Genomic DNA, 23314 nt, shown 5'->3' on the forward strand with positions numbered 1-23314 from the left:
AGGAGGACTATCTCCGCGCCCATGATCCGCCACGCCCCCGCCCCCGCGCTCGCCCTCCTCGCGGCGATCACCCTCGCCGCAGGCCCGGCCCTCGCCCAGCGCGGCGCCCGCCCGGCCCCGGAACAGCCGGCCCAGAACAGCGGCGGTGGCGGTAACCAGGGCGGCACCCAGAACAGCAGCGGCCCCCAGCGCCTCGGCACCTTCGGGGAATGGACAGCCGCCACCCACACCGAAGCCAGCGGCAAGGTCTGCTACGCCTTCACCCGCATGGAAGGCCGCGCCAACACCCTCCTCACCGTCACCCACCGCACCGGCGGCCGCGACCAGGTCTCCCTCCGCATCGGCCGCGCCTTCCCCCGCAACGCCGAGGTGAAGGTGGACGTCGGCGACAACGACCTCGACTTCTACACCTCCGGCGACAACGCCTTCGCCCGGGACGGCCGCGCCACCGTCGCCGCCTTCCGCTCCGGCCGCGAGGCCGCCGCCAAGTCCCCCGCCCCCAACAACCGCAGCACCACCGAGACCTTCTCCCTCTCCGGCTTCACCGCCGCCTATGAGGCGATCTCGAAGGAGTGCCCCCCCAGCGGCAACACCGGATCCACCCCCCGCCGATGAACGCCATCTCCGTGGAACCGAAGGTTCTCACGCCGCCCATCCCGCCGGTCGCCTCCCTCACAGAGGCCGAGCGCGCCCGCATCCTCGCCAAGTCCGCCCTCTTCGCCCCCCCGGCGCAGGTGGACGCGGATGGCCGCCGCGACCTCGTCGGCCTCTCCCGCGAGGAACTCGCCGCCGCGATCGCGGAAATCGGCGAGAAGCCCTTCCGCGCCAAGCAGATCTGGCACTGGATCTACCACCAGGGCACCCGCGACTTCGCGGCCATGTCCAGCATCGCCAAGCCCCTCCAGGCCAAGCTGGCGAACCACTTCACCATCGGCCGCCCCCAGGTCACCACCGAGCAGACCAGCACCGACGGCACCCGCAAGTGGCTCCTCGCCATGCGCGACAACCAGCAGGTCGAAACCGTCTACATTCCCGATGACGACCGCGGTGCCGTCTGCATCTCCACCCAGGTCGGCTGCACCCTCTCCTGCCGCTTCTGCCACACCGGCACCCAGAAGCTCGTCCGCAACCTCTCCCCCGGCGAGATCGTCGGCCAGTTCATGGCCGCCCGCGACAGCTACGGCGAATGGCCCACCCCGAACGATGAGCGCCGCCTCGTCTCCAACATCGTCGTCATGGGCATGGGCGAACCCCTCTACAACTACGAGAACCTGGCCCAGGCCCTGAAGATCGTCATGGACGGCGAGGGCATCGCCCTCTCCCGCCGCCGCATCACCCTCTCCACCTCCGGCGTCGTCCCCATGATGGACCGCGCCGGCGCCGAGCTCGGCGTCAACCTCGCCGTCTCCCTCCACGCGGTGACGAACGAGCTCCGGGACGAGATCGTCCCCCTCAACCGCAAATACCCCATCGAAGAGCTGATGGCGGCCTGCCACCGCTACCCCGGCGCCTCGAACGCCCGCCGCATCACCTTCGAGTACGTCATGCTTGACGGCATCAACGACTCGGAGGCCGAGGCCCGCGAGCTCGTCCGGCTGCTCCAGGGGCTGCCGGCGAAGGTGAACCTCATCCCGTTCAATCCCTGGCCGGGGTCGCCCTATGCGACGTCGAAGCGGGCGCAGATCGAGCGGTTTGCGGGGATCCTGAACGACGCGGGGTATGCTTCGCCTGTGAGGCGGCCGCGGGGGAAGGACATCATGGCGGCGTGTGGGCAGTTGAAGACGGAGAGTGAGCGGCTTAGGAAGGCCGGCGTAACTCTCTGATTTGCTGTGAGGACGCCTCGGAAGGCTCTGGCTTTTGGACCTCGGCTGGAGTGGTACTTCATTGTCCCAAGTCTTGAGGATCGAGGCGTCAGTCAGGTCAGATGCCCTCTCGACTTCGGCAGTTTTTTGTCTAACTCTGCACTGCCTACACCCAGCGAGAGGCTGAACGGTGTTCTACAAGATTGAAGTTGAGAATTTCCATTCCATCCGCGAACGCCAGACGATTGACCTTCGCATTGCAAGAAATGCCCCCAAAAATCCGGAAAGATTCACAGATAACGTGGATCTGAAAGATGGAAGAGCTCCGAAAGTAGTTGCGTTTTTCGGAGCCAATGCCTCTGGGAAGTCTAACATCCTTCGAGCACTTACGGCCATTGAATGGTTTGTAGTGTTCAGCCACAAAGAACTTCACAGGGACAACATTGCCGCAAAAAGTCAAAAAGGCTTTCAAAGATTCGATCGCTTCAGAGCGAGCAACTCTAAAGGGCCAACCCGTTTGGCAGTACACTTCTCTGCCCCGGAAGATTTTGAATTTTTGTCAAATTCCGAGAAGAACCCCAAGGAAGGGCGAGAGCGTCGTTTTGTGTACGAGGTCAAGTTTGATAACTCAATGGACAAACCAAGCGAAGTTATCCTAGAAAGACTTAGGGTTTTCTCAGAAACGGAACAGCGGTTTAGAAGTATTTTTGAAAGATCTCAGTCGCGCACACATTGGAGCGATCCGTCTTTTCATCTATCGTCGTGCGCAGATGCTTTGGAGAAATTACCAAAAAACTGCAGCCTCGTCTCATATCTCTCAGATTTAGGGCACCAGCCAGCCGAGCGGCTGCGAATGTATTTTTCGCGCATACTGTCGAATATTTACGTCGAGAAGATTTCGTTTCGGGACGACTTCATCATTAAATTTACCACTGACGAACGTCGACGCAAATGGTTCCTGGATCGGATGAATCAAGATTTGGAGAGATTCGATTTAGGTCTAGAAGCGATAGTTGTGTCGCGCTCGAGAAGGGGCGAAGTAATCAAATTCAAGCATTCCGGATTGGATGAACTCTTACCTCTTGAACAGGAAAGTCACGGAACACGCGAGTTCATGCGCATCTTCCCACTACTCGTGACCGCTTTGATGTCCGGCGGGATCGCAGTGATCGACGAAATGGATCAAGCTATTCATGCTTTACTCTTGCCAGAAATCATAGGTTGGTTCTATGATCCCAAGCGCAATCCTCACGGTGCCCAGCTTTGGATGTCTTGTCACAATCCTTTCTTGTTCGAATTCTTAGAAAAGGAAGAAATTTATTTCTGCGAGAAAGACAGCTCAGGCGCAACAACGGTATATGGCCTTAAAAATATAGGTGGCGTTCGACGTTCTGACAATATTTACAAGAAATATCTTGGTGGTGTTTTCGGCGCAGTTCCTCGTGTGGGGTAAGAGCACCAGCAATGCCTCGAAGGGTAATCATACCTCCACGCAAACGCTTTTTTATAGGTTGTGAGGGAGAAAGCGAGCAGAGTTATGCTCGCTTGTTAGAGATGCTTGCTCGTGAAAAGTTAAAACTACACGTTACTTTCGACGCGCCTGTGCTTCGAGGTGGAGATCCTCTCGCTATTGTACAACGTGCTGTAGATGAAGTGAAGCGCGGGAGAGGACACGGAGATTATCTGTTTTGTGCAGTCTTACTTGACAGAGACAAGATTGGAGTCTCACCAGAGCGGGACAGACTCATAACAGGCGAGGTAGAGCGGGCAGGCATTCATCCTATGTGGCAAGATCCCTGCCATGAGGCGCTTCTTATCCGTCACATCCCGACATGTTCTGCGCTTCGCCCGACAACCACTCAGCAGGCTTTGGAAATTCTAAAAGGCAACTGGCCACAGTATAGAAAGGGTATGTCCGCAAAAAATTTAGCCACCCGCATCGGTCTTGGAGAGGTGCGCTCTGCAGTCGCCAGTGACACCGCAATCTCATTATTTCTGAAAAAGGTTGGAATCTTACGAGAAGAAGACCTTCCCAGAATCTCCTGAATCGAACACCTTTCCATTTGGTTGACATTCAACAAGTCCACAATTTATAAGCTCAACGGGATAATAAGAAGATATTCTTTTTTGCTGTCTTTTTTCCTTGACCTTCCGACATGTTTGTGAAAGTGTGCGGGCGACGTTGGGAGGTGTCATCCAAGTGCCCCGCCTCACCCCACCCCGCCCCTTCGCCCACCTCACCGACCTCCAGTGGCACGCCCTCCTCCCCTACGTCCTCCCCCGCTCCCCCCAGGGCCGCCGCATCCCCGATCTCCGCCACCGCATGAACGCCATCTTCCACCTCGCCCACACCCCGGGCGACGCCTGGAAAACCCTCCCCGCCGAGTACGGCAACGCCCAAACCGTCGCCCGCTTCTTCCGTCGTCTCACCCACGCCGGCCTCTGGCACCGCCTCCTCGAAGCCCTGCCCGCCCTCGCCCCCAACCACCCCCTGCGCCAGATCGAATACGCCATCTGCCGCGCCACCCGCCGCGCCGCCCGCCTCGGCGGCATGCCCCTCCTCCTGCTCATCAGGAAATTGGGCCTAAGAACCGCCCTCAACGGCCCGCCCTGGCTCCTGCCGGATCCCCTTTTGTCCGAAATGCTTGCCCGCACCCCGCCACCCCGCCTCGCGGCCACGAAAGCGGCGGTCGCGGCGGCAAAGCAGCACCTCAAATCCTTCGCCTGGCTCGCCAGGGCGGCCCTCGGCCGCAAATCCATCCCCCGGGTGGTCCGCTATGGCTGGCCGTAACGCCCACCGCCGGGAATCGCGCCCAACACCCCACCGTGCCGCGTCCTGCGTCGCGGGTGGGGCGGGACAACGCTGCGCGTTGCCCTGGTGCCTTACCCAGCCTCCAACGGGGCGGCAGCGCTTCGCGCCGCGCTCGCAGCGCTGCCGTCGCGGCAAGCCCGTGGCTTGCCCCAACGGCAGCGCTGCGGCACATCCGCCCCGATTTCTCCCGCGGAAGGCGCATTCCCATGCCTGTAAAAGACGTGAAGAAGGTCGTCCTCGCCTACTCCGGCGGCCTGGACACCTCCGTCATCCTCAAGTGGCTGCAAACCACCTACAACGCCGAAGTCGTCACCTTCACCGCCGATCTCGGCCAGGGTGAGGAACTCGGCCCCGCGAAGGACAAGGCCCTCCTCCTCGGCATCAAGCCCGAGAACATCTTCATGGACGACCTGCGGGAAGAGTTCACGCGGGACTTCGTCTTCCCCATGTTCCGCATGAACGCGCTCTATGAAGGCTGCTACCTCCTCGGCACCTCCATCGCCCGCCCCCTCATCGCCCAGCGCCAGATCGAGATCGCGGAGAAGGTCGGCGCGGACGCCGTCTCCCACGGCGCCACCGGCAAGGGCAACGATCAGGTCCGGTTCGAGATCGCCTACTACGCCCTCAAGCCCGACGTGAAGGTCATCGCCCCCTGGCGCGAATGGGACCTCACCTCCCGCACCCGCCTCATCCAGTTCGCCGAAGAACACCAGATCCCCATCGCCAAGGACAAGCGCGGCGAAAGCCCCTTCTCCGTGGACGCCAACCTCCTCCACAGCAGCTCCGAAGGTAAGGTGCTGGAGGAGCCGTGGGACGAGCCGCCGGAGATCGTCTGGCAGCGCACCCTCTCCCCCATGGACGCCCCGGACCGCGCCACCGAGATCACCATCCGCTTTGAGCGCGGCGACGCCGTCGCCATCAACGACGAAGCCCTATCCCCCGCCACCCTCCTCACCCGCCTGAACGCCCTGGGGAAGGAGAACGGCATCGGCCGCCTGGACCTGGTGGAGAACCGCTTCGTCGGCATGAAGTCCCGCGGCGCCTACGAAACCCCCGGCGGCACCATCCTCTACACCGCCCACAGGGCCATCGAATCCATCACGCTGGACCGCGAAGCGGCCCACCTGAAGGACAGCCTCATGCCCCGCTACGCGGAGCTGATCTACAACGGCTTCTGGTTCTCCCCCGAACGCCGCATGATCCAGGCCATGGCCGACGCCTCCCAGGCATCCGTCACCGGCGAAGTCCGCCTGAAGCTCTACAAGGGCAACACCATCGTCACCGGCCGCCGCAGCCCCCACAGCCTCTACTCGATGAAGCACGTCACGTTTGAGGAAGACCAGGGCGCCTACGACCAGTTCGATGCCCAGGGCTTCATCAAGCTGAACGCCCTCCGCCTCCGCCTCGGCGCCATGGCCGGCCGCAAGGGCGGCGCCCTCTAATGCCCCGGGCCGCGGGGCCGGATATCCCCGCGGCCCCCCACCCCTCGCAAAGGTCCAAAGGCGCCCCCGGGCGCCACCCCCCGATGCACGCCCCCGCTCTTCCCCCCCTCCTCCGCCGCTGGCCCCAGGGGTGGGACAGCATCGCCCTCGCCGCCCTCCTCGTCGCGGTCGCCGCCCTCCTCCTCGCCATGCGCCGCCAGGGCATGACGGGGGACGAGCCCCGCTATCTCCTCTACGCCACCTCCCTCATCCGCCACGGCACCTTCACCATGCCGCTGGAGGAATGGTCCCCCATCCACCGCGCCCTCAACGGCGTCCCCGCCGCAGAGCTCCCCCCCAGCCTCAACGGGGGCGGCCCCAACGGCGGCACCGGCCCCTCGCACCCCGTCTACATCCCCGCCCTCCTCTCCCCCTTCACCCTCCTCACCCCCCAGGCCCCCCGCCTCACCACCCTGGCTGTGGGCCTCGCCGGCCTCGTCGCGGTCCACCGCCTCTGCCGCCTCGCCGCCGGCCCCCGCCCCGCCATCCTCGCGGTCGCGGTCGCGGCCCTCACGATGCCGCTCATGCCCTACCTCCATCTCTTCTACATGGAGGCCTGGATCTTCTCCCTCACGGCGCTGGCCTGGTGGCGTCTCCACACCCGCCCCGGCCTCCTCGCCGCCGCCCTCATCGCCGCCATCCCGCTGGCCCACATGCGCGGCTCCGTCGTCGCCGCCACCCTCTACGCCTTCCTCCTCTGGCCCCTCCTCCGCGCCGGGAACTGGCGCCGCCTGGCTACCCTCCTCATCCCCGGCCTCATCGGCCTGGCCCTCCTCGTCGCCCTGAACCTCGCCATCTACGGCGCCCTCACCGGCCCGGTGAACACCGCCCGCCCACCCCTCCCCTGGGCCTGGGCGGAGGTCCTGCCGATGCAGCTCTTCAACGTCCGCCACGGATTGCTGGCCTACGCCCCGATCTGGATCCTCGGCGCCGCCGCCCTCGCCGCCGGCGCCATCCGGGGCGCCCCCCTCGCCCGCCAGGGCCTGATCCTCCTGGCCGTCGCCGCCGTCACCGGCGTCGGCGTCAACCCCGGGGAGGGCTGGCCCGGCCGCTTCTGGGTCCTCTCCATGCCGATGCTCACCCTCGGCCTCGCCCACTGGATCGGGAAGGAGAAGGGGATTGCCATGCGCCTCCCCGGCGCGCTCCTCCTGCTCCTCACCCTCCTCAACACCGTCCTCTTCTTCGCCGGCCCCAACAACTTCCTGGACAACCGCCAGTCCACCGTCAGCTACGGCGTCCTCTTCGACGGCGGCGTCCCCTTCCACCTCGGCCTCCTCCTCCCGGTGGAGCTGAACGAGGCGGACCAGCGCGCGATGGTCGCCCGCCTCCTCCTCGGCTTCGCCGCCCTCTTCCTCCTCGGCGTCGCCGCCTGGCTCCGCCCGGGCTGGCGCCTGGCCCTGCCCATGGCCCTCCTCATCCTCGGCGGCGCGGAGCTCGCCCGCGTCACGAACCTCCCCCGCACCGCCTACGCGCTGGAAACCGGGAACGGCGCCGCCCGCATCGCCTTCCCCACCCCCCAGCCCCTCGTCGCCCTGCAGATCGGCGACCCCAGGCAGATGTGGCACTACGACACGGACAACCGCCTGGACCTGCAGGTCACCCATCCGGACGGCAGCGTGACCCGCCTCGCCCACCTCCAGGCCCGCCAGCTCCTGCACCTGCGCTGCCTCGGCAGCATCGCCGCCGTCACGGTCACCAGCTCCACCGGCCTCGACATGGCTGCCCAGGCGGAATACCGCCTCCGCCTCTACCGCCCCGCCTCCATGCTGGAGCGACTGGCGACGCGCCACCGGATCGGCTGCGGCGACCACCCCAAGAGGAACAGCCCATGATCCCGCGCCCGAACCGCGCCGGCATCATCGCCGCCCTGGACACCGGCAGCCCGCAGCGGGCAGAGGCCTGGGCGGAAGCGCTGTCCCCCCATGTCGGCTGCCTGAAGCTCGGCCTGGAATACTTCGTGGCCAACGGCCCCGCCGCCGTCGCCCGCATCGCCGCCCGCGCTCCGGTCTTCCTCGACCTGAAGTTCCACGACATCCCCAACACCGTCGCCGGCGCCGTCCGCTCCGCCCTCGCGCTCCGCCCCGCCATGCTCACGATCCACGCCGCCGGCGGCCCGGCCATGGTGGAGGCCGCCCGCCGCGCCGCCGAGGAGGCCGGCCCGGACCGCCCGGCCATCCTCGCCGTCACCGTCCTCACCAGCACCGATGCCGCCACCCTCGCCACCACCGGCGTCTCCGGCGGCCCCGCCCAGCAGGTTCTCCGCCTGGCCCGCCTGACGCTGGAGTCCGGCGCCGACGGCCTCGTCCTCTCCCCGCGCGAGGTTCCGATGATCCGCGCCGCCCACGGCGCGGCCCCCCTACTCGTCGTCCCGGGCATCCGCCCCAGGGGCAGCGACCCCGGCGACCAGTCCCGCATCGCCACCCCGGAGGAGACGGCGGATGCCGGCGCCGACTGGCTGGTGATCGGCCGCCCCATCACCGCCGCCCCCGACCCCGCCGCCGCCGCGGCCGCCATCGCGAGGTCCCTGCGCCCATGACCCTCGCCAAGATCTGCGGCCTGAACGACACCGCCGGCCTGGACGCCGCGATCGCGGGCGGCGCCGACATGATCGGCCTCGTCTTCTTCCCGCCCTCCCCCCGGGCCCTCATGCCGGAAGCCGCCGCCACCCTCTCCGCCCGCGCCCCCGCGCAGGAGGATGGCGGCCCCCTCCGCGTCGGCCTTTTCGTGGACGCCACCGACGAAGCCATCGCCGCGGTCCTCGCCGCCGTGGACCTGGACATGCTCCAGCTCCACGGCGACGAGACGCCGGAGCGCGCCGCCGCCCTGCGGACCCGCTTCTCCCTCCCTGTCATGAAGGCCCTCGGCATCGCCACCCCCGCCGACCTCGACGCGCTGGACGCCTATGCCCCCGCCGTGGACGCCTTCCTGCTGGACGCCAAGGCCCCGCCCGGCGCCCCCCTGCCCGGCGGCAACGCGGCCGTCTTCGACTGGTCCCTCCTCTCCGGCCGCCCGGTCCCCCGCCCCTGGCTCCTCGCCGGCGGCCTGACGCCGGACAACGTGGCGGACGCCCTCCGCACCACGGGCGCGCCGGGCGTGGACGTCTCCTCCGGCGTGGAAGCATCCCGCGGCGTGAAGGACCCGGCCCGCGTCACGGCCTTCCTGCGCGCGGCACGGGGGGCGTGAGCGCCGCCGCCCTCGGGAGGCTCCGCCTCCCGGACCCTCCGCCGGGGGAAGAAGGAATTCTTCCCCCAGACCCCAATCATCTTTTTCTATCCACTGGTTCCAGGGGAACACGACCCGCGCCGAGGGTCCATGACCCTCGGCGAACCGCCAGCCCCGCATTCCGCGGCAGCCTCCCAGAAACAGATGAGGGGTGGGGTTCCAGGGGAGGGGAGAATTCCTTCTCCCCTCCCCTGGGGCAGCCCGCATGAAGCCCGCCCACATCGCCCTCGCGCTGCTCACCACCGCGATCTGGGGCTTCAACTTCGTCATGATCCGCGTGGCGCTGGATTCCGGCCTGCCACCGCTGCTGATGGCCGCGCTGCGCTTCGTGGTCGCCGCCCTCCCCGTGCTGTGGCTGCCCCGGCCGACGATCTCCACCGGGCGGCTGGTGGCGATCGCGGCCTTCCTCTTCGTCGGGCAGTTCGGGCTGCTCTTCACCGGCATGGCGGCGGGGATGCCGCCCGGACTGGCCTCGGTCACGCAGCAGTCCCAGGCCTTCATGACCGGGCTGATCGCCGCGGCGGTGCTGCGGGAGCGGCCCACGCCGTGCACGGTCGCCGGGATGGCGGTGGCCTTCCTGGGGCTGGCCCTGATCGCCACCACGGTGGGTGGCGGCGGGGTGACGGCGCTCGGGCTCGGCCTCTGCCTGTCGGCGGCCGCGAGCTGGGCGGTGGGGAACGTGCTGCTGCGCGGCGCGGGGGAGACCGGGGGCGCGCTGGCGCTGATGTCCTGGATGAGCCTCGTGCCGATCCTGCCCTTCTTCGCCATGTCCCTGGCGATCGAGGGGCCGGGGACGATCGCGCACGCGCTGACGCACCTGCAATGGGGCGGGGTGGCGGGGGTGCTCTACGTCGCGGTCGCCGCCACCTCCGTCGGCTACGGGATCTGGGGGTTCCTCATGGCACGCTACCCCGCCACCACGGTCGCGCCCTTCGCGCTGCTGGTGCCGGTCACCGGGGCGGCCTCGGCGGCGCTGGTGGTGGGGGAGAGCTTCGGGCCGATGCGGCTGGTGGGGATGGCCCTGGTGCTGGCGGGGCTGGGGATCGGGGTGCTGCGATGGCGGCGTGACCCCGCCCCCGCCGCACGCTAAAGACCGCCTCTTCGCCCGCGCCTTCCGGGCCAACCACACGGGAGACCGCCGCCGTGAACAAGCCCCTCCCCAATTCCCTCCGCCCCAACTCCCTGCGGAGCGGCCCGGACGCCCGTGGCCGCTTCGGCGATTTCGGCGGCCGCTTCGTCGCCGAGACGCTGATGCCGAACATCACGGAGGTGCAGGAGGCCTACGACGCGGCCCGGAAGGACCCTGAATTCGACCGGGAATGGCGGCGCCTGCTGAAGGACTACGTGGGCCGCCCCTCCCCGCTCTGGTTCGCGGAGCGGCTGACGAACCACCTCGGCGGCGCGAAGGTCTACCTGAAGCGCGAGGAGCTGAACCACACCGGCGCGCACAAGATCAACGCCGTGCTCGCGCAGATCATGCTGGCGAAGCGCATGGGCAAGACGCGCATCATCGCGGAGACCGGCGCGGGCCAGCACGGCGTGGCCACCGCCACCGCCTGCGCCCTGTTCGACCTGCCCTGCACCGTCTTCATGGGCGCGACGGACGTGGAGCGGCAGAAGCCCAACGTGTTCCGCATGAAGCTGCTGGGCGCGGAGGTGAACGCCGTCACCTCCGGCGCCGCCACGCTGAAGGACGCGATGAACGAGGCCCTGCGCTACTGGGTCGCGAACGTGGCGGACACCTACTACTGCATCGGCACCGTCGCCGGCCCCGCGCCCTACCCGCAGATGGTGCGGGAGTTCCAGTGCGTGATCGGCGAGGAGACGAAGGAGCAGTGCCTCGCCATCGAGGGCCGGCTGCCGGACGTGGTGGTCTGCGCCGTCGGCGGCGGCTCCTCCGCCATGGGCATCTTCCACCCCTTCCTCGACGATGCCGAGGTGAAGCTGGTGGGGGTGGAAGCCGCCGGGCACGGCATCGAGACCGGTGCCCATGCTGCGGCCATCAACGGCGGATCGCCGGGCGTTCTGCACGGGAACAAGACCTACCTGTTGCAGGACCGCCACGGGCAGATCACGGAGGCCCACTCCATCTCCGCCGGCCTCGACTACCCGGGCATCGGCCCGGAGCACTCCTGGCTGCACGAGATCGGGCGCGTGGAGTACACGGCGGCCACCGACAACGAGGCGCTGTCCGCCTTCCAGCTCCTCTCCAAGCTGGAGGGCATCATCCCCGCCCTGGAATCCGCCCACGGCCTGGCCGAGGTGATCAAGCGCGCGCCGACCATGCCGAAGGAAGGCATCATCGTGCTCAACCTCTCCGGCCGCGGCGACAAGGACATCTTCACGGTGGCCCACCACATGGGGGTGGAGATCTGATGGGCGAGACAGCTCCTGCGGCGGCGGGCTGCGTCGAGCCCGTGCCCGGCGGTCGCATCGCCCGTCGCTTCGCGAAGCTGCGCACCGAGGGACGCGGCGCGCTGATGCCCTTCCTCGAGGCCTACGACCCCGACCCCGCGACGAGCATGGCCATCCTGCGCGGCATGCCCGGCGCGGGCGCCGACCTGATCGAGCTCGGCGTGCCCTTCACCGACCCCGCCGCCGACGGCCCCACCGTGCAGAAGGCCGGGCAGCGCGCGCTGAAGGCCGGCGGATCGCTGGCCGGGGCGCTTGCGATGGTGCGGGACTTCCGGCGCGACGACGAGGACACGCCGCTGGTGCTGATGGGCTACTTGAACCCCATCCTCGCCTACGGGCCGGAGCGCTTCTGCGAGGACTGCCGCTGCTCCGGCGTGGACGGCCTCATCGTCGTGGACATGCCGCCCGAGGAGGCGGACGAGGTCCAGCCCTTCGCGCAGGGGCTGGACATGATCCGGCTGGTGGCGCCCACCACGCTGGGAAACCGCCTGCCGACCGTGCTCGATGGCGCCAGCGGCTTCATCTACTACATCCCCATCACCGGCATCACCGGCACGCGCTCGGCCGATGCGGCGGATCTGGCGGCGGCCGTGCCGCGCATGCGGGCAGCCACCGACCTGCCGGTCGCGATCGGCTTCGGCATCCGCACGCCGGAGCAGGCGGCCGAGGCGGTGCGCGCGGCCGACGGGGCAGTGGTCGGCTCCGCGCTGATCGAGATCCTGGCGGGCACGCTGGACGAGGACGGGCGCGCCACGAAGGGCACGGTGCGCGCGGTGCTGGACGGGGTGCGGGCCCTGGCTGAGGGCGTGCGTGGGGCGCGGGAATAGGAGGTACCGGTCCTCCATATCCGGTCCGTGGCCAGGGAGAGGAACAAGGAATTCTTCCTCTCCCCGGACCCCTCACCATCATCTTCTTTCTCGAGTTGGTCTGGACATCGCTGACGGTGCGCCTCGGCTCTTGGAGCCGAGGCGACTGCAGGGGCAGGATCGGGCCCGATCACCAGCGCCACGCCTCAGGTCAGTCCCGCGGCAGCCCCATGCAAGTCTAGGAGGCTCAGCCTCCTGGCGGGGATCCAAGGGGCAGAGCCCCTTGGGCACCCTCAGATCTCGCTGCGGCGGAGCAGGTAGTCCAGCCCGCCCACCCGGAACCAGCGGTAGCCGTAGGGCTCCATCAGGATGCGGTGGTGCCGGCCGTCCACCGGCCGGCTGTGGTCCTCCGCGAGAAGGTTGATCAGCAGGCTGTCGTGCGATCCGGCGGCGCCGGGATCGATGTCGATCTCCCGCGGCTCGTCGCCGAGGTTGTGGAGGAAGAGCACGGAGTTGCCGCGCCAGTCGTAGCGGAGGGCGAGCACGTCCTTCGCGTCCGTCTGGACCACCTCGTAGTCGCCGCTGCCGATCTCCGGGATCTCCTTCCGCATGCGGATCACGCGCTCCGTCCAGTTGAGGAGGGAGGCGGGGTCGCGGCGCTGGGCGGCGACGTTCAGGTGCTCGAAGCCGTAGGGGCCGCCGGAGATGACGGGGTTGGGCGGGCTGTCGTGCTTGGTGAACCCGCCATGCGGCTCGGTGGACCACTGCATCGGCGTGCGCGCGCACTCCCGCTCCGGCAGGGTGAGGTCGTCGCCCATCCCGATCTCGTCGCCGTAGCGGATCACCGGGGTGCCGGGCAGGGTGAGCATGAGGCTCGTCGCCAGCTCGTAGCGGCGGCGGTCGCCCTTCAGCATCGGGGCCAGGCGGCGGCGGATGCCGCGGTCGTAGAGCTGCATGGACTTGTCGGGGCCGAAGGCCTCGAACACGGCCTGGCGCTGCTTCTCCGTCAGACGGCCGAGATCCAGCTCGTCGTGGTTGCGCAGGAACACGCCCCACTGCGCGGTGGCCGGCTTGTCGCGCGTGCCCTCCAGCGCCTTGGCGAGCGGGCGGGTGTCGGCGCTGGCGAGTGCCAGGAACAGGTTCTGGTTCAGCGGGAAGTTGAACATCATGTGCATGCGGTGGCCGTCGGCGCCGAAGAACTCCTCGTTCAGCTTCGGCGGCACGTTCGCCTCCGCCAGGAGGATGGCGTCGCCGCGCCGCCACTGCAGGAACTCGCGCAGGTCGCGCAGCATGTCGTAGCGCGGCGCGGCCTTCTTCACATCCGCGCCCTTCGTCGCGATCACGAAGGGCACGGCGTCCATGCGGAAGCCGGAGACGCCGAGCTGCAGCCAGTACCCCATGATCTTCAGGATCTCGGCCTGCACGTGCGGGTTCTCCGTGTTGAGGTCCGGCTGGAACTCGTAGAAGCGGTGGAAGTAGTAGAGGCCCGCCTCCGTGTCGCGCGTCCAGGTCGTCTTCTGCACGCCGGGGAAGACGACGCCGTCCTCCGCATTCGCCGGGCGCTTGTCGGACCACACGTACCAGTCCCGGTACCTCGATCCCGGGTCGCGCCGCGCCTCCTGGAACCAGGGGTGCTGGTCCGAGCTGTGGTTCACCACGAGGTCCATGATCACGCGCATGCCGCGCTGGTGGCAGCCATGGGTGAATTCCACGAAGTCGCCGAGCGTGCCGTAGCGCGGATCGACGCCGTAGTAGTCCGTGATGTCGTAGCCGTTGTCCCTCTGCGGGGAGGGCTGGAACGGCATGAGCCAGATGCAGGTGACGCCGAGGCCCTGGATGTAGTCCAGCCGCCGCGTCAGCCCCTCGAAGTCGCCCACGCCATCGCCGTTGGCGTCCATATAGCTCTCGACGGAGAGGCAGTAGACCACCGCGTTCTTGTACCAGAGGTCGTTGATCATCCCTGCCGCCCTGCCTGCCAGGGGCGGAAACCGCCTCTCCGGGCCCGGGTTGCGCGGGCTGTTCCGCCCTTCGTCCGGGAGGGCAGGGCCTCGGCGAGGGCCCGCCGGCGGTGCGGCCCCGCACGGCGCGCCTCCCGCCTCCCCCGCCGGCCACGCGGCTTCCATCCACGCCGTGGATGCCCTACGCCTGCACACCCTCTCCCGCCGGAGTCATCCCATGCCGCAGCGCAGCCTCGAGACCGGCCTCCGCAAGTTCGACCTGAACCTTCTCCCGGTCTTCTGGACGCTGATGAAGACCCGCAGCGTCACCCGCACGGGCGAGGCCCTGTTCCTCTCCCAGCCCGCCACCTCCGCCGCCCTCGCCCGCCTCCGCGCCTCCTTCAAGGACGACCTCTTCGTCCGCCAGGGCCGCACGCTGGAGCCGACCCCGAAGGCGGAGGCGCTGATGGAGCAGCTCGGCCCGCTGATGCAGGGCGTGGCCGGCGCGCTCGGCGAATCCATCCCCTTCGACCCGGCCACCGACGCCCGCACCTTCCGCATCGGCATGGCCGAGGACGTGGCCATGGCCCTGATGCCCGCCCTGCCCGCCATCCGGGAGGCCGCCCCGCACTGCCGCCTGATCTGCCGCGCCGCCAGCTACCGCACCATCCCCGAGATGTTCGCCACCCGGGAGATCAGCCTCTTCATCGGCCATGTGGAGGAGCTGCCCGCCAGCTCGAAGCAGCGCGTCATCCGCCGCGGCGGCTGGGTGGTGCTGCGGGACGCCGCCTCCCCCGGCCCGGTGGACCTGGACATGTACTGCGCCCGCCCGCACCTGCTGGTCACGCCGCGCGGCGACCTCATCGGCATCGCGGACGAGATCCTGGCGGGGCTGGGCCGGGAGCGGCAGGTGGTGCTGGGCCTGCCGGACTACGCCCTCATCCCCCGCGCCCTGCTCGGCACGGACCTGCTCTGCCTCGTCAGCGAGGCGGTCTACGACGCCCTCTCGATCCTGGACGACAAGTGCCGGCTGGCCGTGGACCCGCCGCCCTTCCCCTGCCCGGAATCTGTCACCTACATCGCCTGGCGCGGCGCCGTGGACCACGACCCCGGCGAGATGTGGCTCCGCGCCCAGCTCATCGCGGCGCTGGCGCGGCACTGAGGGCCGGGCCCGGCCGGAAGCGGCGGGTCCGCTTCCCCGGGAACAGGACCGGGTCGCCGCGCCCCTCCATCGCGCCCAAGCCTCTCACCCCCGGCTTCTCACACCCGGCCTCTCACCCCCGCACGTCGGCGCCGCCGAACACGACCTGGTTGCGAACTCCTGGCTGGAGGAGGCCGTAGAGGAAGGTCTGGCCGCCCCCGCTCGCCGCGTCGAGCGCCTCCCTCTTGTCGGGTGCCAAGCCGAGGCCGAGCGCGGCCACGTTATCCGCCACCTGCTCGGCGCGGCTCACCCCCATCAAGGTGGAGGCGACGCCCGGCCGTCCCACCACCCAGGCCAGCGCGACGCGCGCCGGAGTTTCGCCGATCTCCTCCGCGACGCGCTTCACCGCCTCGACAATGGCCCAGTTGCGCTCCGTGAACAGGGTATCGCCGAACGGGTTGTCGCCATCCAGCCGCTTGTCGCCCTCGGGGCGCGGCGGGCCATCCGCCTGCCCCTGGTTCGGCACGCCGCCCTGCCGGGGTACGGCGGCCTCGACGGCGGCGCGGTCGTACTTGCCGGTCAGCAGGCCGTAGGCCAGCGGGCTCCACGGCACCAGGCCCATGCCGAATGCCTGGCCCAGAGGGACGTGCTCGCTCTCGGCGCCGCGCTCGACCAGCGAGTAGAAGTACTGCAGCCCGACGGGCGCCGGCAGGCCCCGCAGCCGCGCCAGCGTGGCGAGCTGCGCGGCGTACCAGGCCGGCGTGTTCGAGATGCCCCAGTAGCGGATCTTCCCCGCCCCGATCAGCGCCGCCATGGTCTGGAGCAGCTCCTCCGCCGGGGTGATGCCGTCCCAGATGTGGATCCAGTAGAGGTCGATGAAGTCGGTGCGCAGCCGCCGCAGCGAGCGCTCCACCGCGGCCTGGACGTGCCGCGCGCCGTTGCCGCCCTGATGGAAGCCCTGGCCCGTGGCGAACCCCGACTTGGTGGCGATCACCATCCGGTCGCGCAGGCCGCGCTCGGCGACGAAGGCGCCGACCATCTCCTCCGAGCGGCCGCCCGAGTACACGTCCGCGGTGTCGATGAAGTTGCCGCCCAGCTCGACGTAGCGCTCGAAGATGGCTCGGCTGCCGGCCTCGTCGGCGCCCCATCGCGCGGTGCCGAAGGTCATCGTGCCCAGCGCGAGCGGGCTGACCAGAAGGCCCGAACGGCCGAGCGGGCGGTAGGTCTGAAGGTTCATCGGGCGGTTCTCTCCTGCGGGTCCGCCGGAGATGGACCGCAGCCCGCGGGTCGATTAGTGCCGCAGGAGCGCATGGGCTGCTGAAGGATCCTCAGGAATGGACCGCGAGCTCTGGTCGGGCCTGGCCGTCTTCGCCGAGATCGTGGAGGCGGGCAGCTTCGCCAGGGCGGCGACCCGGCTCGGCCTGTCGGCCTCGGCGCTGAGCCACGCCATGCGGAACCTGGAGGACAGGCTCGGCATCCGCCTGCTGGACCGCACCACCCGCTCCCTCTCGCCCACGGGCGCGGGCGAGCAGCTCCTGCTGCGGCTGCGCCCCGCCCTCTCCTCCGTGGAGGAGGTGCTGGCCGAGCTCGACGGGGCGCGAGACCGCCCGGCGGGGCGGGTCCGCGTCAACGCGCACCGGCCGGCGGCCGTCCATGTCGTCCTGCCCCGCCTCGCGGCGCTGGCGCGGCGCTACCCGGACGTCGCGGTGGAACTCGTCGTCAACGACGGGCTGGTCGACATTGTCGCCGAGCGGTTCGACTGCGGCGTGCGGCACGCCGGCGGCCTGCAGGGTGACATGATCTCCGTGCGGATCAGCGATCCCATGGATCTCGTCTTCGCGGCGGCCCCCTCCTATCTCCGGGCGCACGGCACGCCGGCGACGCCCGACGACCTCGGCGCGCACCGGTGCATCAGCTACCGCCACACCTCGTCGGGCGCGCTCCACCGCTGGGAGTTCGTGCGCGGCGGCGAGACCTTCGCGCGCGCGGTCCCCGAGACCTTCGTCACCAACGACGTCGACCTGATGCGCGACGCGGCGCTGGCCGGGCTCGGCGTCGTGTGCCTGCTGAGCCTCCAGGCCGCCCCGTACCTGGCCGGCGGATCGCTGACCGAGGTGCTGCCGGGATGGGCGCCGGTGCTGGCCGCCAACCACCTGTACTACCCGAGCCGCCGCCAGCCGAGCGCCGCGTTCCGCGCCTTCCTGGAGGTGATGCGGGCCTGAGTGCCCCGAGGCTTGGGGGCTTGGGGGCTTGGGGGCTTGGGGGCGGGGTCCGCCCGCAGGAAGCGCGGTGCATCGAGCCCGCGCTCGGGAGGTACGCGGAGCGGCCCCGCCTCGGCACCTGCTTGGCGTCGATCCGCCGTTGGCCGATGCTCGCCTCCCTCACGACCCAGCGGGAGGGATGCCGTGGCCAGGACCGAGAGGGAGAGGGCCGATTTCGAGACGGCGATGGGCGAATCCTTCGCCGACGCCATCTGCCCGCCCATCCCCTTCGAGGAGGCCTCGCCGCACGAGTGCTGCGAGGCGATCCGGAGCGCCCTGGGCAGGGAGGTGACGCCCGAGCTGCTGGCGCGGCTGCCCGAGGCGCGGCTGGCCGAGTTGTCGGAGTCCATCGGGCACTACTTCGGCACGGCACCGCCGACGGTCGCGCAGATCAGGGCCGGGCTGGACGCTACCCTGGCCCGGTGGCCCGCCCGATGAACGGTGCCCCGGCCCCCATCACCGCCCCGATCACCGCCGCCATCGCGAGGCGCACCGGAACAGCGGCGGGGTGGGCCGGCGCCCCGTTCTTGCCGCCCCCTCGTACCGGCGCCAGGATGTCATCGGGACATGACGCAGGGGCCGAGCCGCCGTGACCGACGAGCCGATCAAGGGGCCCGCCTCCTACTTCCCCTCGATCGAGAAGAGGTACGGGAAGCCGATCGCGGAATGGCAGGACCTGGTGCGCAGGAGCCTTCCGGCCAGGCACATGGAACTGGTCTCGATGCTGAAGAACGACCACGGCATGGGCCACGGCCATGCCAACGCGATCGTGGCGCACGTGCTGGCGGCCGAGAAGGGCTGAGCCGCCGCTCGCGGTCGAACCTCGATGGACCTGATGCCCGGCGGACCTGATGCCCGGCCGCCGCCGCGCACGGATTCCTGAGCCGCCACGCCCGACGCGCGCCTGAGGATCGGGAACCGGTCCCGGGCCGCCAGCGCCCCGTTCAGCGCCCCTCCGAGAGGCGCCGGAACGGCCGCAGGGCGAAGCCGCATCGGCGCCTCGCCCTCTCACCCGCGGCGAGGAGCCGGCCCGAACGCCGCCGGCCCCGCCGCTGCTAGCCGGCCACCTGCGCCTGCGCCGGCCCGCGCCGCTCCCGGAAGAAGGAGAGGCGGCGCTCCGCCGCCCAGTCCACCAGCTCGAAGCGCCCGTCGGCGTGCTCCACCAGCGCCGTGCAGCTCTCCACCCAGTCGCCGTCGTTCATGTAGGTCACACCGCCGATGTCGCGCATCTCGGCGTGGTGGATGTGGCCGCAGACCACGCCGTCGAAGCCGCGGCGCCGCGCCTCGTGCGCCAGCGCCTCCTCGAAGCGGTCGATCGCCTTCACCGCCCCCTTCACCTGCCGCTTCAACCACTGGGAGAGCGACCAGTAGGGGTAGCCCAGGCGCCGGCGCGCCAGGTTGAACAGCCGGTTCGTCTCCAGCGCCGCGTCGTACGCCCAGTCGCCCATCAGGGCGATGAACTTGGCGTAGCGCACCACGCTGTCGAAGGCGTCGCCGTGGATCACCAGCAGCCGCCGCCCGTCCGGCGTCACGTGCTCCGCCTCGGCCGCCAGCTTCACCCCGGCGATCTCCAGACCCAGCCAGTCGCGGAAGGCCTCGTCGTGGTTGCCGGGGATGTAGATCACCTCCGTGCCGTGCCGCGCCATGCGCAGCACCAGCCGGATCACCTCGTCGTGGTGCGGGTCCCAGAACCAGGACTTGCGGAGCCGCCACCCGTCCACGATGTCGCCGACGAGGTAGAGCTTCTCGCACTCCAGCCCGCGCAGGAAGTCCGCCAGGAAATCCGCCCGGCACCCCCGGGTGCCGAGGTGCACGTCCGAGAGGAACACGCTGCGATACCGCCGCGCCGTTTCGCTCTGGTGCATCGGCCCCTCTTCGTTTCCCACGGCCCGGCCTTACCCGCCGCGCCGGGGCGTTCCCGTGACGGCCGCGTGACGGTCCTGCGAAAGCAGCATCGTCCGGCGAAACCGTTGGCCCGCCGCACGGGGCCCATCCGGGCCGCACCACCTCCAAAATCCTCCTGCTGGCGGCCGGGGGCGTGCCGGTCAGGCCCTCCCCCGCCCGCGCGTCCCGAGCGCGAGCAAGGGCATCGCCAGCAGGGACAGGCCGGCGCCGAGGAGGAACGGCACCCCCGAGCCGAAGCTCTGCCACACCCATCCCGCCGCGGTGTTCCCGGCGAGCACGACAATACCCGTCACGAGGTTGAAGGTGCCGAAGGCGCTGCCCTTCAGCGCGTCCGGCGTGGCCCTGGCGACCATCGCGCCCAGCAACCCCTGCGAGAAGCCCATGTGCAGGCCCCAGAGCACCGTTCCTAGCAGGTAGGCTGGCACCGTCGCGGCAAAGCCGAGGACCAGGTGCGCCCCGGCCAGGAAGCCGAGGCTCCAGAGGAGAAGTCCCCTCACCCCGATGCGATCGGACAGGCGGCCCACGGGATAGGCCGCCAGCCCGTACACCGCGTGCATGACCACCATCGAGAGCGGCACCCATGTCGGGGAGAAGCCGGCCTCTAGCGCCTTCAGCAGCACGAAGGCCTCGCTGAACCGTGCCAGCATGATGACGGCCGCGACCCCGATCACCGCCCAGACCGCCCGGTTCAGCCGCAGCGCCTCCGACAGCCGGAAGCCCGGGCGCCGCCCGGCGGCACGCCCCGGCGCCTTCTCCGGAACCTCCCTTGGCGGCTCCCGCACCCCGAGGACGAGGAGCGCCACCGCCAGCGCCGCCGGTACCGCCGCCAGCCAGAACACGGCGGCGATATCCCCGGCGAGGAGGATCATCGCCAGCACCGCGATCAGCGGCCCGAGGAAGCCGCCCACCGTGTCCAGGGACTTCCGCAGCCCGAAGCTCGCGCCCCGGATCTCCGGCGGGCTCACCGCGGCGATCATGGCGTCGCGCGGCGTCCCGCGGATGCCCTTGCCCACCCGGTCCATGGCCTTGGCCGCGACGATCAGGTCCACGCCCGTGGCCAGCGGGAAGAACAGGCGGGACAGCGCCCCCAGCCCGTAGCCCAGCACCGCCAGCGGCTTGCTGCGGCGGCTCCAGTCCACGAACAGGCCCGAGAGGAACCTCGTCGCGGTCGCGACCGCGACGGAGAGCCCCTCGATAAAGCCGATGGTCATGGCCGAGGCGCCGAGCCCGCCCGCGAGATAGAGCGGCAGCAGGGTCGAGACCATCTCGGAGGAGACGTCCATCAGCAGGCTCACGAAGCCCAGCATCCAGACCGTCGCCGGGATGGCCGGGCCGGAAGCGCCGGGCGGCACGATCGAGCGCTGCAAGGGGATCTCCACGAAAGCCGTCGGCCCGGGGCCGTTCCCCCGCCCTATGCCCAGCCGCCCCGCGCCGGACAACATCGCGGCCGGGCGGCGAAGCTCCCTGCGCCACCCCCCGCACGGAAGCCCCTCGCCAACCCCGCACCCTCTCCGGCGTTTCCCGTCATATCACGGGAGAACCCGACCATGTCCGACGTCTTCCCCACCGGCACCGACAACACCATCCGCCCGGAAAGCCCGAACCGCCTCATCGCCGCCGACAAGGTGGAGGGCACCGCCGTCTACAACCGCGCCGGCGACCGCCTCGGCACGGTCGAGGACCTGATGATCGACAAGGTCTCCGGCCGCGTCGCCTTCGCGGTGATGTCCTTCGGCGGCTTCCTCGGCCTCGGCGAGAACCACCACCCCCTCCCCTGGTCCGTCCTCACCTACGACACGACCAAGGGCGGCTACGTGGTGGACCTGACCCGCGAGCAGCTGGAGGGCGCCCCCGCCTACGCCTCGACCGAGAGCATGGACATGTCCGACACCAACAGCCGCCGCGTCTACGACTACTACAAGGCCCAGCCCTTCTGGCTCGAGGTGTCGTAAGCCCGGCGCGTTCCGTAGGAACGTCGCCCCCCGGCGCGTTCCGTAGGAACGTCGCCCCAGCGCGGTCCGCAGGAACGTCGCCCCGCGCCCCTTCCCCCCGCCCGCGTTCCCGCCGAAAACGCGGTGATCACGGGCGAAAGGGAGAGGGGCGCATGGCCTCCATCGGCATCCTCGGCGTCACCGGCCGCATGGGCCGCCTCCTGGTCGAGGAGGTGGCCGCCGCCGGCGCCGTTCTCGCCGGCGGCACCTCCCGCCGCGGCGACGGCTGGCCCACCGACCCCGCCGCCCTCGCCCGCACCGCCGACGTCCTCATCGACTTCACCACCGCGGACGCCGCCGCCCCCCACGTCGCCGCCGCCGAGGCCGCGCGCAAACCCCTGATCCTCGGCACCTCCGGCCTCAACCCCGCGCAGGAGGCCCGCCTCGCCGAGGCCGCCCGCCACATCCCGATCGTCTACGCCGCCAACTTCTCCCCCGGCGTGAACCTGCTGCTGGCCGCCGCCGAGCGCCTCGCCTCCGCCCTCCCGCCCGAGGCCTACGACGCCGAGATCGTGGAAACCCACCACCGCCAGAAGATCGACGCCCCCTCCGGCACCGCCCTCGCCCTCGGCCACGCGGTGGCCCGCGGCCGCGGCACCACCCTGGAACAGGCCGGGGTCGAATCCGGCCGGGACGGCCACACCGGCGCCCGCAAGACCGGCGCCATCGGCTTCGCCGCCCTCCGCGCCGGCCAGGTGGTGGGGGAGCACACCCTCCTCTTCGCCGCCGGCACGGAGCACATCGCCCTCACCCACCGCTCCTTCGACCGCCGCATCTACGCCACCGGCGCCGTCCGCGCCGCCCTCTGGGTCATCGGCAAGCCCCCCGGCCTCTACGGCATGAACCACGTCCTCGGGATGGCATGATCGCGCGGTCCCGCGCGGCATGACGGCGGCACCGGAGGGCGCGGCCCGCTTCGCCGCCCGCTTCCCCCTCCTCTTCCACGTCACGGACCCGGAAGCCCTCCCGGGCATCAGGCGCGACGGCCTTCTCTCCGCCGCCGCCCTCGTCGCCCTTTACAAGGTCCCGGAACCCGAACGCCCCGCCCTGCTGGAACACAACCGCGGCCGCGGCAACTTCACTCGCCTGCACCGCGACGGCCTCCCCGGCGCCACCCTCCGCGACCAGTGGATGCCCGACGCCCCCCTGGCCCAAACCCTGCACGGCACCTACGCGAACAACCCCACCGCCTGGCGCCGCCACATCAACGCCCACGTCTTCTTCTGGCTCAACCGCCCCCAGGCCGAACGCCTCGCCCGCGTGAACCGCGCCCGCGCCCAGACCGTCCTCGCCTTCGACACGGCCCGCCTCCTCGCGGCCCATGCCGGCCACGCCTTCACCACCCCTATCAACACAGGCATCGCCACCGGCCTCTACGGCCGCCCCGGCTCCCCGCGCGACGAGACCACCTTCCAGCCCGTCGCCGCCTACCCCCGCCCGGACCGCCGCGCCCCGAAGGAACTCGCCATCCGGGACGGCATCCCCGACGCCGCGGCCTACCTGATCCAGCCCTGACGGGGCCGGGACCTCCCCGGCCCCGC

General features: G+C 69.9%; 22 protein-coding genes. 18 read left to right on the forward strand and 4 right to left on the reverse strand.

Annotation, left to right across the window (positions count from 1 at the left end):
• The first annotated feature begins 21 nt into the window (after positions 1–21).
• The 11 genes from VQH23_RS04470 to trpA all read left to right on the forward strand — a co-directional run bounded on the left by VQH23_RS04470 (position 22) and on the right by trpA (position 12559).
• Positions 22–615 (forward strand): invasion associated locus B family protein, encoded by a 594-nt coding sequence (locus tag VQH23_RS04470; RefSeq protein ID WP_338664419.1) that lies wholly within the window; start codon positions 22–24, stop codon positions 613–615.
• Positions 612–1823, forward strand: coding sequence for a 23S rRNA (adenine(2503)-C(2))-methyltransferase RlmN (rlmN, locus tag VQH23_RS04475; RefSeq protein WP_338664420.1), 1212 nt, complete (start codon positions 612–614; stop codon positions 1821–1823). Before VQH23_RS04470 ends, rlmN begins: the two co-directional genes overlap by 4 nt.
• Positions 1824–1992: 169 nt before the next feature.
• Entirely contained in the window at positions 1993–3255 is a 1263-nt protein-coding gene (locus VQH23_RS04480; RefSeq protein WP_338664421.1) for an ATP-binding protein, read from the forward strand.
• A gap of 747 nt (positions 3256–4002) precedes the next feature.
• Positions 4003–4593 (forward strand): transposase, encoded by a 591-nt coding sequence (locus VQH23_RS04485; RefSeq protein WP_338664422.1) that lies wholly within the window; start codon positions 4003–4005, stop codon positions 4591–4593.
• Between the two features lie 227 nt (positions 4594–4820).
• A complete protein-coding gene (locus tag VQH23_RS04490; RefSeq protein ID WP_338664423.1) occupies positions 4821–6056 on the forward strand; it encodes an argininosuccinate synthase in 1236 nt (411 codons plus the stop codon).
• 83 nt (positions 6057–6139) lie between these two features.
• On the forward strand, positions 6140–7927 hold the full coding sequence (locus VQH23_RS04495) for a hypothetical protein (RefSeq protein WP_338664424.1): 1788 nt from the start codon (positions 6140–6142) through the stop codon (positions 7925–7927).
• Positions 7924–8631: an orotidine-5'-phosphate decarboxylase gene (pyrF, locus tag VQH23_RS04500; RefSeq protein WP_338664425.1), complete on the forward strand. Its 708-nt coding sequence runs from the start codon at positions 7924–7926 to the stop codon at positions 8629–8631. The genes VQH23_RS04495 and pyrF overlap by 4 nt, the downstream gene beginning before the upstream one ends.
• The gene (locus tag VQH23_RS04505) at positions 8628–9278 is read left to right on the forward strand and encodes a phosphoribosylanthranilate isomerase (protein ID WP_338664426.1); all 651 of its coding nucleotides are present in this window, start codon (positions 8628–8630) and stop codon (positions 9276–9278) included. The genes pyrF and VQH23_RS04505 overlap by 4 nt, the downstream gene beginning before the upstream one ends.
• A 244-nt stretch (positions 9279–9522) precedes the next feature.
• On the forward strand, positions 9523–10407 hold the full coding sequence (locus VQH23_RS04510) for an EamA family transporter (protein WP_338664427.1): 885 nt from the start codon (positions 9523–9525) through the stop codon (positions 10405–10407).
• A gap of 53 nt (positions 10408–10460) precedes the next feature.
• Entirely contained in the window at positions 10461–11693 is a 1233-nt protein-coding gene (gene trpB / locus VQH23_RS04515) for a tryptophan synthase subunit beta (RefSeq protein ID WP_338664428.1), read from the forward strand.
• Positions 11693–12559, forward strand: a complete 867-nt coding sequence (trpA, locus tag VQH23_RS04520) for a tryptophan synthase subunit alpha (protein ID WP_338664429.1) — start codon at positions 11693–11695, stop codon at positions 12557–12559. The genes trpB and trpA overlap by 1 nt, the downstream gene beginning before the upstream one ends.
• Before the next feature lie 272 nt (positions 12560–12831).
• Here the strand turns inward: trpA and VQH23_RS04525 are convergent, their stop codons facing one another.
• A complete protein-coding gene (locus VQH23_RS04525; RefSeq protein ID WP_338664430.1) occupies positions 12832–14496 on the reverse strand; it encodes an alpha-amylase family protein in 1665 nt (554 codons plus the stop codon).
• A 217-nt stretch (positions 14497–14713) separates the two neighbouring features.
• On the opposite strand from VQH23_RS04525, the gene VQH23_RS04530 reads away from it, so the two are divergent.
• Positions 14714–15637 (forward strand): LysR family transcriptional regulator, encoded by a 924-nt coding sequence (locus VQH23_RS04530; protein ID WP_338664431.1) that lies wholly within the window; start codon positions 14714–14716, stop codon positions 15635–15637.
• Positions 15638–15749: 112 nt separating this feature from the next.
• Here the strand turns inward: VQH23_RS04530 and VQH23_RS04535 are convergent, their stop codons facing one another.
• On the reverse strand, positions 15750–16853 hold the full coding sequence (locus VQH23_RS04535) for an aldo/keto reductase (RefSeq protein WP_338664432.1): 1104 nt from the start codon (positions 16851–16853) through the stop codon (positions 15750–15752).
• Positions 16854–16950: 97 nt separating this feature from the next.
• Between VQH23_RS04535 and VQH23_RS04540 the strand changes: the two genes are divergently transcribed.
• The 3 genes from VQH23_RS04540 (at position 16951) to VQH23_RS04550 (ending at position 18679) form a co-directional block, all read left to right on the forward strand.
• Positions 16951–17838 carry a LysR family transcriptional regulator gene (locus VQH23_RS04540; RefSeq protein WP_338664433.1) on the forward strand — a complete coding sequence of 296 codons (888 nt, stop codon included), beginning with the start codon at positions 16951–16953 and terminating at the stop codon, positions 17836–17838.
• 183 nt (positions 17839–18021) lie between these two features.
• Entirely contained in the window at positions 18022–18315 is a 294-nt protein-coding gene (locus VQH23_RS04545; RefSeq protein WP_338664434.1) for a hypothetical protein, read from the forward strand.
• 151 nt (positions 18316–18466) lie between these two features.
• Positions 18467–18679 (forward strand): DUF4287 domain-containing protein, encoded by a 213-nt coding sequence (locus VQH23_RS04550; protein ID WP_338664435.1) that lies wholly within the window; start codon positions 18467–18469, stop codon positions 18677–18679.
• A gap of 253 nt (positions 18680–18932) precedes the next feature.
• On the opposite strand, the gene VQH23_RS04555 is transcribed toward VQH23_RS04550, so the two are convergent.
• Both VQH23_RS04555 and VQH23_RS04560 read right to left on the reverse strand, forming a co-directional pair.
• Positions 18933–19742 carry a UDP-2,3-diacylglucosamine diphosphatase gene (locus tag VQH23_RS04555; protein ID WP_338664436.1) on the reverse strand — a complete coding sequence of 270 codons (810 nt, stop codon included), beginning with the start codon at positions 19740–19742 and terminating at the stop codon, positions 18933–18935.
• A gap of 180 nt (positions 19743–19922) precedes the next feature.
• A complete protein-coding gene (locus VQH23_RS04560) occupies positions 19923–21149 on the reverse strand; it encodes an MFS transporter (protein ID WP_338664437.1) in 1227 nt (408 codons plus the stop codon).
• A 180-nt stretch (positions 21150–21329) separates the two neighbouring features.
• Between VQH23_RS04560 and VQH23_RS04565 the strand changes: the two genes are divergently transcribed.
• From VQH23_RS04565 to VQH23_RS04575, 3 genes are all read left to right on the forward strand, one after another.
• Positions 21330–21734 (forward strand): PRC-barrel domain-containing protein, encoded by a 405-nt coding sequence (locus VQH23_RS04565; protein WP_338664438.1) that lies wholly within the window; start codon positions 21330–21332, stop codon positions 21732–21734.
• Between the two features lie 152 nt (positions 21735–21886).
• The gene (gene dapB / locus VQH23_RS04570; protein WP_338664439.1) at positions 21887–22639 is read left to right on the forward strand and encodes a 4-hydroxy-tetrahydrodipicolinate reductase; all 753 of its coding nucleotides are present in this window, start codon (positions 21887–21889) and stop codon (positions 22637–22639) included.
• Between the two features lie 19 nt (positions 22640–22658).
• On the forward strand, positions 22659–23288 hold the full coding sequence (locus VQH23_RS04575; RefSeq protein ID WP_338664440.1) for a DUF7002 family protein: 630 nt from the start codon (positions 22659–22661) through the stop codon (positions 23286–23288).
• Positions 23289–23314 lie beyond the last annotated feature (26 nt).

The sequence above is a fragment of the Pararoseomonas sp. SCSIO 73927 genome (assembly GCF_037040815.1).
In the GTDB taxonomy this organism is placed as follows: Bacteria; Pseudomonadota; Alphaproteobacteria; order Acetobacterales; family Acetobacteraceae; genus Roseomonas.

Excerpts from the sequence above, each read along its gene's own strand:
- VQH23_RS04470 (WP_338664419.1), top strand. The coding sequence starts at position 22 with ATGATCCGCCACGCCCCCGCCCCCGCGCTCGCCCTCCTCGCGGCGATC.
- rlmN (WP_338664420.1), top strand. The coding sequence starts at position 612 with ATGAACGCCATCTCCGTGGAACCGAAGGTTCTCACGCCGCCCATCCCG.
- VQH23_RS04490 (WP_338664423.1), top strand. The coding sequence starts at position 4,821 with ATGCCTGTAAAAGACGTGAAGAAGGTCGTCCTCGCCTACTCCGGCGGC.
- VQH23_RS04495 (WP_338664424.1), top strand. The coding sequence starts at position 6,140 with ATGCACGCCCCCGCTCTTCCCCCCCTCCTCCGCCGCTGGCCCCAGGGG.
- pyrF (WP_338664425.1), top strand. The coding sequence starts at position 7,924 with ATGATCCCGCGCCCGAACCGCGCCGGCATCATCGCCGCCCTGGACACC.
- VQH23_RS04505 (WP_338664426.1), top strand. The coding sequence starts at position 8,628 with ATGACCCTCGCCAAGATCTGCGGCCTGAACGACACCGCCGGCCTGGAC.
- VQH23_RS04510 (WP_338664427.1), top strand. The coding sequence starts at position 9,523 with ATGAAGCCCGCCCACATCGCCCTCGCGCTGCTCACCACCGCGATCTGG.
- trpA (WP_338664429.1), top strand. The coding sequence starts at position 11,693 with ATGGGCGAGACAGCTCCTGCGGCGGCGGGCTGCGTCGAGCCCGTGCCC.
- VQH23_RS04525 (WP_338664430.1), bottom strand. The coding sequence starts at position 14,496 with ATGATCAACGACCTCTGGTACAAGAACGCGGTGGTCTACTGCCTCTCC.
- VQH23_RS04530 (WP_338664431.1), top strand. The coding sequence starts at position 14,714 with ATGCCGCAGCGCAGCCTCGAGACCGGCCTCCGCAAGTTCGACCTGAAC.
- VQH23_RS04535 (WP_338664432.1), bottom strand. The coding sequence starts at position 16,853 with ATGAACCTTCAGACCTACCGCCCGCTCGGCCGTTCGGGCCTTCTGGTC.
- VQH23_RS04540 (WP_338664433.1), top strand. The coding sequence starts at position 16,951 with ATGGACCGCGAGCTCTGGTCGGGCCTGGCCGTCTTCGCCGAGATCGTG.
- VQH23_RS04555 (WP_338664436.1), bottom strand. The coding sequence starts at position 19,742 with ATGCACCAGAGCGAAACGGCGCGGCGGTATCGCAGCGTGTTCCTCTCG.
- VQH23_RS04565 (WP_338664438.1), top strand. The coding sequence starts at position 21,330 with ATGTCCGACGTCTTCCCCACCGGCACCGACAACACCATCCGCCCGGAA.
- dapB (WP_338664439.1), top strand. The coding sequence starts at position 21,887 with ATGGCCTCCATCGGCATCCTCGGCGTCACCGGCCGCATGGGCCGCCTC.
- VQH23_RS04575 (WP_338664440.1), top strand. The coding sequence starts at position 22,659 with ATGACGGCGGCACCGGAGGGCGCGGCCCGCTTCGCCGCCCGCTTCCCC.